Source organism: Streptomyces sp. CO7, assembly GCF_053474865.1.
In genome coordinates, this window is record NZ_JBRIOU010000004.1 from 949,449 (window position 1) to 958,778 (window position 9,330).

Consider the following 9,330-nt stretch of genomic DNA (forward strand, 5'->3'; position numbering starts at 1 on the left):
GGGGACGGACGACGACGGGGCCGGGTCCGGGGTGGGAACGGGCTCCGCGCCCGGGAGCAGGGAGGCCCACAGGTCGCCCGCCTCCGGTTCGTCCGGGACCAGCCGGTTGCGGTCGGCGGGGGCGGGGACCACCGGGAGGGTCACCGTGCGGACGGTCTCCGGGGTGAGGTCGCGCAACGTGCGGGCGAAGGCGGCCAGTTCGGCCAGCGAGTCCAGTTTGGTGTCCGCGGTGAGCCCGGAGGTCGCCGCGTCCGCCACCTGGTAGAGCCGCACCGGGTCGGTCAGCAGGTCCGCCTCGGCGACCTGCTCGAGCAGCGCCGTCACCAGTTTCTGCTGCAGCCCTATGCGCCCCAGGTCGCCGCCGTCGCCGATGCCGTGGCGGGTGCGGGCCAGGGCCAGGGCGTCCTCCCCGTACAGGCGTTGGACGCCGGCGTCGACGCTGAGGTGGCTCTTGTCGTCGTCGATGGGCTGCTCCAGCTCCACCGTCACGCCGCCCAGCGCGTCCACCAGATCCGCGAAGCCCGCGAAGTCGATCTCCAGGTAGTGGTCCACCGGCACGCCGGACATGGCTTCCACGGTCTTGACCGCGCAGACCGGACCGCCCACCGCGTAGGCGCTGTTGAACATCACGCCCTGCGCGACGGCCGTGGTGCCGCCGTCCGGCAGCGGACAGGCCGGGCGGGTCACCAGGGTGTCGCGCGGGACAGAGACCACCGTCGCGGAGGCCCGCCCCTCGTCCAGGTGCACCACCATCGCGGTGTCCGAGCGGGCGCCGCCCGGAGGCCCGCCGCCCAGACGACGGTTCTCCTCGCCGTCGCGCGAATCGGTGCCCAGCACCAGGATGTTCAGCGCCCCGCCGCCCGCCCCCTCGCCGGCCGCGGCGGGCGCCGAAGGCCCGCCGGACCCCACCGGCATGCCGACCGGCGCGTGCGGCCGCTCGTCCCCCAGCGCGGCGTCGAGATCGACGCTGCGGATGTTGTCGTTCAGTTGCCGGTAGACCCAGCCGCCCCCCACGGCGCCGAGCACCAGCACTCCCCCGAGCGTGTAGCCCACGGCCTTCTTCCAGCGCCTGCGCGGCACCTGGACGGCGGCCCCCCGGCCACGCTCCCCGTTCCCCTCGTTCTCACTCACGGGCAGAACATAAGTCCGAACCCTGCCAGGACGGAATTCACGGTCCGTGAGGTCCACCGAAAAGCTTTCGAAAGTTTCGAAGGCGAACAGTGAATTCCGTTCTCTCAGACGGCCGGTGGGGCCGTGCTGCTGCGCACCACGAGACTCGTCGCCAGCTCCATGCGCGCCCCCGCGGTCGGCTTCTCCTCGCGCCCCAGTTCGAGGACCATCCGGGTCGCCGCCTCGGCCATCTCGGTCAGCGGCTGCCGCACGGTGGTCAGCGGCGGACCCACCCAGCGGGCCACCGGGAGGTCGTCGAAGCCCACCACGCTCAGGTCGTCGGGGATCCGCAGACCGAGCTCCCGGGCCGCCTCGTAGAGGCCCAGCGCCTGCAGGTCGTTGCCGGCGAAAACGGCCGTGGGGCGGTTGTCGCGGCGCAGCAGGTCCAGGCCGAGCCGGTAGCCCGCCTCGTGGTGGAAGTCGCCGTCCAGGATCAGACCGGGGTCGACGGCCAGCCCCGCGGTCTCCAGGGCGGCCCGGTAGCCGTCCACGCGGGCGCGGGCGCACATCATCCGGGTCGGGCCGCTGATGGCCCCGATCCGGGTGTGGCCGAGCTCCACCAGGTGGCGGGTGGCGGAGAGGCCGCCCTGCCAGTTGGTGGCGCCCACCGAGGGCACCTCCGCCCCGGGGTCGCCGGCCGGGTCCATCACCACGAACGGGATCGACCGGCTGGTCAGCAGCGTGCGCTGGCCCTCGTCGAGCCCGGACAGGACCAGGATCACGCCGTGCGGCCGCCGTGCGGCCACCTGGTCGGCCCAGCTGCCGCCCGGCGTGTGACGTCCGGCACTCTCGGAGAGCACGACGCTCAGGCCCGCGCGGCGCGCGGCCCGTTCGACGCCGCGGATGACCTCCATGGCCCAGGCGCTCTCCAGCTCGTGGAAGACGAGCTCGATCAGCGGCGACCGGGAGGCGTCCGCGCGACGCCTGCGGTAGCCGTGGCTGCGCAGCAGGCGTTCGACCCGCGAGCGGGTGGCCGGGGCGACGTCGGCCCTGCCGTTGAGAACTTTCGAAACTGTTGGCGCGGACACACCCGCCGCCCGCGCGATCTCGGCAAGCGTCGCTGTGCGTCCCTGCCGGGGCACGGAAGGGGTTTCGGCGGATTCCGGTGAGGTCATGGTTCGGGATCGTATATCTGCCCGGGGTCTTGACGAACCCCTCTGACGCGCTTAGGTTCCCAAAACATTCGCGGCAACGATCGAAAGCTTCGGAGGAAGCCCCCCAAGCGCCCCCCACCTCGGTGCTGTGAGTCATATACAGGGCATCTCCCCCAAATCGCCCTGAAACCGTAGATTTGCGGTCAACGAAGACCGCTTCCCCCGAGGAGTACTTGTCCATGGAGCACCTCAGCAGGCGTTGGTTCCTGGGCGTCAGCGGCGCCACTCTGCTCACCGCCGGCCTCACCGCGTGCGGCTCCGGCGACGACGGTGGCGAGGACGGCGAGGGCGGACCGCTCATCGCTTTCGTCTGGGGTGACGATGCCGCAAGGATCCAGGAAGACGCGATCCAGCGCTTCAACTCGTCCCCGGCCGCCAAGAAGGCCAACGGGACGATCAAGCTGCAGCGCATACCTGGCAGCGACTATCCCGCCAAGCTGCGCACCGCCATGGGCTCGCCCAGCGCTCCGGACCTGTTCTTCAACTGGGGTGGCGGCTCGATCAAGGCGTACGTCGACGAGAACCAGCTCATCGACCTGCACGACATCATCGAGTCGACTCCTGAGCTGAAGAACGGCTTCCTGCCGTCGATCATCCAGTCCGGCGCCCTCGACGGCCGCCCGTACGGCATCCCGATGCGCGGCATGCAGCCCGTCCTGCTGTTCTTCAACAAGAAGGTCTTCAAGGAGAACGGCCTCCAGGCCCCCACCACCTGGGACCAACTGCTGGAGGCCAACAGGAAGCTGAAGGCCCGCGGCATCCAGCCGTTCGCGCTCGGTGGCGCGGACAAGTGGACCGAGTTGATGTGGGTGGAGTACCTGGTGGACCGCATCGGCGGTCCCGAGGTCTTCCGCAAGATCCAGAACGGCGACGCCGCCGCCTGGGGCGACCCGGCGGTGCTGCGCGCGGCCGAGGAGATCAAGAAGCTGGTCGACGGCGGCGCCTTCGGCAAGGGCTTCAGCTCCGTCCAGTACAACAACGGCGGCGCCTCCGCCCTGCTCGCGCAGGGCAAGGCCGCCATGCACCTCATGGGCTCCTGGGAGTACTCCACCCAGCTCGGCAAGTTCAAGAAGTTCGCCGAGAAGGACCTGGGCTGGGTGGCCTTCCCCGAGTACACCGGCGGCCAGGGCGACATCAAGAACGTCGTGGGCAACCCGACCAACTACTGGTCGCTCAGCGCCCGCACCAAGAACCGGGACGCGGCGATCGCCTTCCTCAAGACCTGCGCGTCGGAGGAGTACGCCAAGGCGCTGGTCGCCAACGGCGACATCCCCACCACGTCCAACGCGGGCGCGCTGCTCGACGCCTCGCCCAACCCGGAGTTCGCCAAGTTCCAGTACGGACTGGTCCAGGACGCCCCGGCGTTCACCCTCAGCTGGGACCAGGCCGTCAAGCCGGAATGGCAGACGCCGATGCTCACCGAAATCGACAAGCTCTTCCTGGGCCAGTCCTCGCCCAAGGAGTTCGTCAATGCGCTGAAGGGGCTCAAGTGACCTATCCGGTCACCAAGTCCGCCGCCGCAGCGCCCAAGGGCGACGTCCGGGCCACCCGTGTGGGTCGCCCGAACGCGTCCTGGGCGCTGCCCGGCGTCTTGTTCTTCACGTTCTTCGCCGTCGTTCCGATGGCGCTGGCCGTCTACCTGTCGTTCACCGACTGGAACGGCCTCGGTGATCCGGGCTTCGTCGGCCTGGAGAACTGGAAGAACCTGTTCACCGATCCAGAACTGATCCACTCCCTGCTCATCACCGTGCTCCTCACGGTGGTCAGCTGGGCCTTCCAGACCGTGATCTCCCTGCTCCTCGGAGTGTGGGCGGCGGGCAGGCAGCGCAACCGCGCGGTGCTCTCGGCGATCTTCTTCGTGCCGTTCCTGCTGTCCTCCACGGCGATCGCGCTGCTGTTCTTCGCCCTGCTCGACCCGAACTACGGCGTCATCAAGGGCGACACCCTCGGCACCACCTCGGGCGCGTTCCTGGCGATCGTGTTCGTCGGCGCCTGGCAGTTCATACCGTTCCACACCCTGATCTACCAGGGCGGCGCCCGTCAGATACCCGAGGTCCTGTACCAGGCCGCGGCGATCGACGGGGCGAGCGGACTGCGCCAGTTCTTCTCCATCACGCTGCCCCAGCTGCGCCACACGATGGCGATGTCCGGCGTGCTGATGGTGGTGGGCTCCCTGACCTACTTCGAGACCGTCCTGATCCTCACCCAGGGCGGCCCCGGCACCGACACGAAGATCCTGCCCTACCTCATGTACGAAGCCGGATTCCGTTCCTACGACTACGGCTACGCGAGCGCCGTCGCCACCTTCCTGGTGATCGCCGCCACCGGCCTGTCGCTGCTGCTGATCCGTCTCACGGGCTTCGGCAAGATGAACAGCGTCCGGGAAGGGATGTGACCGCCATGTCCCACCGCAGCGACACCCTCGCGTCGTCCGGCCGCCGACACCGGACGAAGCGCTCCAACCCGATCGCGGGCCTGGCGTCCTTCGTCTGGCTGCTGATCGTGCTGATCCCGCTCTACGCGATGATCACCACCTCGCTGGCCGGCCCGGAGGAGGCGATGGGCCGAGGCGCCCTCACGCCGCCGAAGAACCCGACGCTGGACAACTACAGCCTGGTCCTCGACTCGGGCTTCTCGCACTACCTGTGGAACACGACGCTGACCGCGATAGGCGTGGTCGTCATCGTGGTGTGCCTCTCGGTGCCGCTGTCCTACGTCGCGGTCCGCAACCGCGGCTTCTGGTCCGGCAGCGCCTTCCGGCTGTTCCTCCTCGGCGTGGCCATCCCGGCCCAGGCCGTGGTGGTGCCGCTGTTCCTGCTGATCACGAAGCTGGACATCTACGACACCCTCTGGGCGATCATCCTCCCGACCGCCGCGTTCGCCATGCCGGTCTCGGTCCTGGTCCTCACCGGCACCCTCCGCGACATCTCGGAGGAGTCCTACGAGGCCATGGCCCTGGACGGCGCCTCCCCGACCCGGATGCTCTTCCAGCTGGTGATCCCCCTCGCCAAGGGCGGCATCAGCACGGTGATCATCTACTCTGCGCTGCAGGCCTGGAACAACTTCCTGTTCGCGCTGATCTTCACCCAGTCCGAGGAGCCTCGCGTCCTCACCCTGGGCCTTTACAACTACGTCAGCCAGTTCGGGGTCAACATCCCCGCGCTGCTGGCTTCCGTCGTCCTTTCCGGCGTGCCGATCTTCGTCGTTTACCTCGTGGCCCGACGGGCCCTGGTGAGCGGGTTGATGGGCGTCGGCGGCAAGTAACACCTTTCCCTCAGGAGCATCATGACCGCCCCCTGGCGTGATTCCGCACTTCCCGCCGAAGCCCGTGTCGAGGATCTTCTCTCCCGGATGACCCTGGAGGAGAAGACCGCACAGCTCTACGGAGTGTGGGTCGGCGCCTCGACGGATGCGGAAGCCGGCGTAGCCCCGCACCAGCACGAGATGGCCAGCGACTGGGACTGGGACGAGGTGATCTCCCACGGCCTCGGCCAGATCACCCGTTCCTACGGCACCGCCCCGATCGATCCCGACGAGGGTGCGCGCGCGCTCGCCCGCGCCCAGCGGACGATCATGGCGGCCAACCGGTTCGGCATACCCGCCGTCGCCCACGAGGAATGCCTGGCCGGCTTCACGGCCTGGGGCGCCACCGCGTACCCGGTGCCGCTCGCCTGGGGCGCCTCCTTCGACCCGGAGCTGGTCGAGGAGCTCGGCCGGCGCATCGGCGCCGACCTCGTCGCCGCCGGCGTCCAGCAGGGCCTCGCGCCGGTGCTGGACGTGGTCCGCGACCTGCGCTGGGGCCGGGTCGAGGAGACGATCGGCGAGGACCCGTACCTCGTCGGCACCGTGGCCGCCTCCTACGTCAAGGGCCTGGAGACCGCCGGCATCGTCGCCACGCTGAAGCACTTCGCCGGTTACGCCTCCTCGGCCGGCGCCCGCAACCACGCGCCGGTGCGCGCGGGCGTGCGCGAGTTCGCCGACGTCACGCTGCCGCCGTTCGAGCACGGTCTGCGGCACGGCGGGGCGCGCTCGGTGATGGCCGCCTACACGGAGATCGACGGCGTTCCCTCGCACTCCGATCCCTGGCTCCTGACCGAGCTGCTGCGCGAGACGTGGGGCTTCGACGGCACCGTCGTCGCCGACTACTTCGGTGTGGGCTTCCTGGAGAACCTGCAGCGGGTGGCCGACGGCCTCGGCGACGCCGCCCGGGTGGCGTTGGAGGCCGGCGTCGACGTCGAGCTGCCGACGCTGCGCTGCTTCGGCAAGCCGCTGATCGAGGAGGTGCGCGCGGGCCGGGTCTCCGAGGACCTCGTCGACCGGGCGGCGCGCCGGGTGCTGCTGCAGAAGTGCGAGCTGGGCCTGCTCGACGAGGACTGGTCGCCGGAGCCCAAGGGCTCCCTGCAGCTGGACTCCGACGCCAACCGCGCGCTGGCCCGCCGGATCGCCGAGGAGTCGGTGGTGCTGCTGGCCAACGACGGCGGCACGCTGCCGCTCGGCGCGTCCGGCCCCTCGGCCGTCCGCCGCATCGCGGTCGTCGGTCCGCGGGCCGACGACGCGATGGCGATGCTCGGTTGCTACTCGTTCCCCTCCCACGTGCTGCCGCACCACCCCGAGGTCGCTCTCGGTGTGGAGATCCCCACGGTGCTCGAGGCCGTGCGGAGCGAGTTCCCGGACGCGACGGTGGAGTTCGCCCTCGGCTGCGACACCTCGGAGACGGACACCGCCGGATTCGCCGAGGCGGCCGCGCTGGCCTCGTCCTCGGACGTGGTCGTGGCGGTGCTGGGCGACCGCGCCGGCCTCTTCGGCCGCGGCACCTCGGGCGAGGGCTGCGACGCCGCCGACCTGGCCCTGCCGGGCGTCCAGGGCGAGCTGCTCGACGCGCTGCTGGAGACCGGCAAGCCGGTGGTCGCGGTGCTGCTCACCGGGCGTCCCTACGCGCTGGGCCGCTGGGCGGACCGGCTCGCCGGCATCGTCCAGGGCTTCTTCCCCGGCGAGGAGGGCGGCCCGGCCGTCGCGGGCGTGCTCTCCGGGCGGGTGACCCCCTCCGGCCGTCTGCCCGTCAGCGTGCCGCGCGACCCGGGCGGTCAGCCGTGGACCTACCTCCAGCCGCCGCTGGGCCTGGCCAACGAGATCACCAACCTGGACCCGACACCGCTGTACCCCTTCGGCCACGGCCTGTCGTACACCGCCTTCGAGTGGGACGGCTTCGAGGCCCCGGCCTCCGGCGCGGAGATCGGCACCGACGGCACCTACGAGGTGTCGGCGACCGTCCGCAACACCGGTGACCGGGCGGGCGCCGAGGTCGTGCAGATGTACCTGCACGACCCCGTCGCCACGGTCACCCGCCCGGACGTGCGGCTCGTCGGCTACCAGCGCCTGGAGCTCGCCCCCGGCGAGGCCCGCCGGGTGACCTTCCGGTTCCACGCCGACCTGTCCTCCTTCACCGGGCGCGACAACGTGCGCGTGGTCGAGCCCGGGAAGCTGGAGCTGCGTCTCGCCGCCTCCTCGACGGACGTGCGGCACGTCTTCCCGCTCACCCTCACCGGTGAGACCCGGGTGGTCGGGCACGAGCGCGAGCTGCTCTGCGAGACGGAGGTCACCAAGGCCGGCTAGGCCCTGTCGGTGTCCTCGCCCTCCTCGGCCTCGCAGTAGGCGAACGCCACGCCGCTGATCCGCTTGTCGGTCGGGTTGTCGAAGACGACGCGCCAGCCGTTCTCGCCGAGCCGCTGGGAGACTCCCGGCAGCAGGCCCGGCTCGGAGGTCGACCAGCCGCCGGCGACGGCGACCGTGCCGCGCGGGCAGGTGGCGATGCTGACGGCGCTGCCACCGTTCGGCAGCACGTCCACCAGCTCGCCGGTCACCTCGGTCCAGCCCTCCGGCGTCTCACAGGTACCGCCCCGCGTGATCCCGCGCGGGGCGGTACCTGTCTGTGCACCCGGGCGCGTGCCGGCGGCGTCCGCGGCGGGGCGGGCGGCCTCGTCCAGCCGGGCGTCGGGGCGGTCGGTGTCGCCGAAGCCGTCCGTGTCGTCGGGGCGGTCGGTGTCGTCGGGGCGGTCCATGTCGTCCGGACGGCCGGTGTCGCCGAAGCCGTCCGTGTCGTCAGGACGGCCTGTGTCGTCGGGGCGGCCCGTGTCGGGACGGCCGGCGTCCGGCCGCCGGTCGGGATCCGGCAGCGGTCGCTCCCGGCACCTGTCCCACTCGCCGTCGCAGCCGCGCGCCTCGCTGCCGCCGAGGCCCCAGATCGACAGCCACGACGACAGGACGCCGGACCCCACGCCGCCGTCCTCCTCCTCGCACCGGTCGCCGGGGCCCGCGGCCGCCGCCGGCCCCGGGCGCGCGGCCTGCCGCGGCTCCGCGGCCACGGCGCTCGCCGCCGCGCTCCACGTCAGCGTGACGGCGAGCGAGGCGGACAGACCGCCGGTGACCCATGCGGCGCGGCGATGCCGACGCCGACGCCGTTGCCCTGTGCTCCCGGATGTCATCTGGTCTCCCGCGTCTCGTTCGAGTCGGTCTGCGAGAAAGCTGTGACCCCCGGGGGTCCGGGTCAGTCCTGACGACTGAGCCGATGGAGGTAATTGGTCATCTGATCGGCCTGGTTGCGTCCCTCGTTCGGCGGACGGGCCGGGCCGGTGGTCTCATGCCGCTGAACGGTTGGGGCAGGCGCCGGCTGCGGCCGCGCCTGGCCCCGGCCGCGGGCGGCGCCCCGGTATCGCGCGGGCGGCGCGGCGCGTATCCGCGCCGCACTCCCCGCACCGTGGCCCCGGCATCACGGCCTCCGCCGTGGACGCCGCGGCGGATGTCGTCGCGGATCCCGCCGTGGACGCCGCCACGGCCGCGGCCTCACGCGAGGCCTGGTGCAGCGCCGCGGTGGTCGCCGCCAGCACGTCGCGCAGCAGCACCGGTTCGCGATCGCGAGTCGTACTCCGCTCGTCCCACATCGCCGACCCCCTTACGGGCGGCCCGGTACTCGGTCCGGGCCTTCGACAGAACCTCCCAGGATCTTCGC

The 9,330-nt window shown here is 71.4% G+C and carries 7 protein-coding genes; 4 read left to right on the forward strand and 3 right to left on the reverse strand.

What is annotated here, in order from left to right; genetic code table 11:
- Both ACOV8S_RS17080 and ACOV8S_RS17085 read right to left on the reverse strand, forming a co-directional pair.
- Nucleotides 1-1,131: LCP family protein (locus tag ACOV8S_RS17080; protein WP_448318656.1), on the reverse strand; the 1,131-nt coding region annotated here is incomplete at its 3' end.
- 104 nt (nucleotides 1,132-1,235) lie between these two features.
- A complete protein-coding gene (locus ACOV8S_RS17085; protein ID WP_351110629.1) occupies nucleotides 1,236-2,285 on the reverse strand; it encodes a LacI family DNA-binding transcriptional regulator in 1,050 nt (349 codons plus the stop codon).
- Nucleotides 2,286-2,503: 218 nt separating this feature from the next.
- On the opposite strand from ACOV8S_RS17085, the gene ACOV8S_RS17090 reads away from it, so the two are divergent.
- The 4 genes from ACOV8S_RS17090 to ACOV8S_RS17105 are packed head-to-tail and all read left to right on the forward strand — an operon-like array spanning nucleotide 2,504 to nucleotide 7,937.
- Complete coding sequence (locus tag ACOV8S_RS17090; RefSeq protein WP_448318657.1) at nucleotides 2,504-3,817, forward strand: extracellular solute-binding protein; 1,314 nt, start codon at nucleotides 2,504-2,506, stop codon at nucleotides 3,815-3,817.
- A complete protein-coding gene (locus ACOV8S_RS17095; protein WP_448318658.1) occupies nucleotides 3,814-4,719 on the forward strand; it encodes a carbohydrate ABC transporter permease in 906 nt (301 codons plus the stop codon). Before ACOV8S_RS17090 ends, ACOV8S_RS17095 begins: the two co-directional genes overlap by 4 nt.
- 5 nt (nucleotides 4,720-4,724) lie before the next feature.
- On the forward strand, nucleotides 4,725-5,588 hold the full coding sequence (locus ACOV8S_RS17100) for a carbohydrate ABC transporter permease (RefSeq protein ID WP_448318659.1): 864 nt from the start codon (nucleotides 4,725-4,727) through the stop codon (nucleotides 5,586-5,588).
- A gap of 18 nt (nucleotides 5,589-5,606) precedes the next feature.
- A complete protein-coding gene (locus ACOV8S_RS17105; RefSeq protein ID WP_448318895.1) occupies nucleotides 5,607-7,937 on the forward strand; it encodes a beta-xylosidase/alpha-l-arabinosidase in 2,331 nt (776 codons plus the stop codon).
- On the opposite strand, the gene ACOV8S_RS17110 is transcribed toward ACOV8S_RS17105, so the two are convergent.
- Nucleotides 7,934-8,599, reverse strand: coding sequence for a hypothetical protein (locus tag ACOV8S_RS17110; RefSeq protein WP_448318660.1), 666 nt, complete (start codon nucleotides 8,597-8,599; stop codon nucleotides 7,934-7,936). The two genes, ACOV8S_RS17105 and ACOV8S_RS17110, sit on opposite strands and share 4 nt — an antisense overlap.
- Nucleotides 8,600-9,330 lie beyond the last annotated feature (731 nt).

Bases quoted from the DNA above. Each gene is read 5' to 3' on its own strand.
- ACOV8S_RS17085 (WP_351110629.1), bottom strand. From the start codon at position 2,285: ATGACCTCACCGGAATCCGCCGAAACCCCTTCCGTGCCCCGGCAGGGA.
- ACOV8S_RS17090 (WP_448318657.1), top strand. From the start codon at position 2,504: ATGGAGCACCTCAGCAGGCGTTGGTTCCTGGGCGTCAGCGGCGCCACT.
- ACOV8S_RS17100 (WP_448318659.1), top strand. From the start codon at position 4,725: ATGTCCCACCGCAGCGACACCCTCGCGTCGTCCGGCCGCCGACACCGG.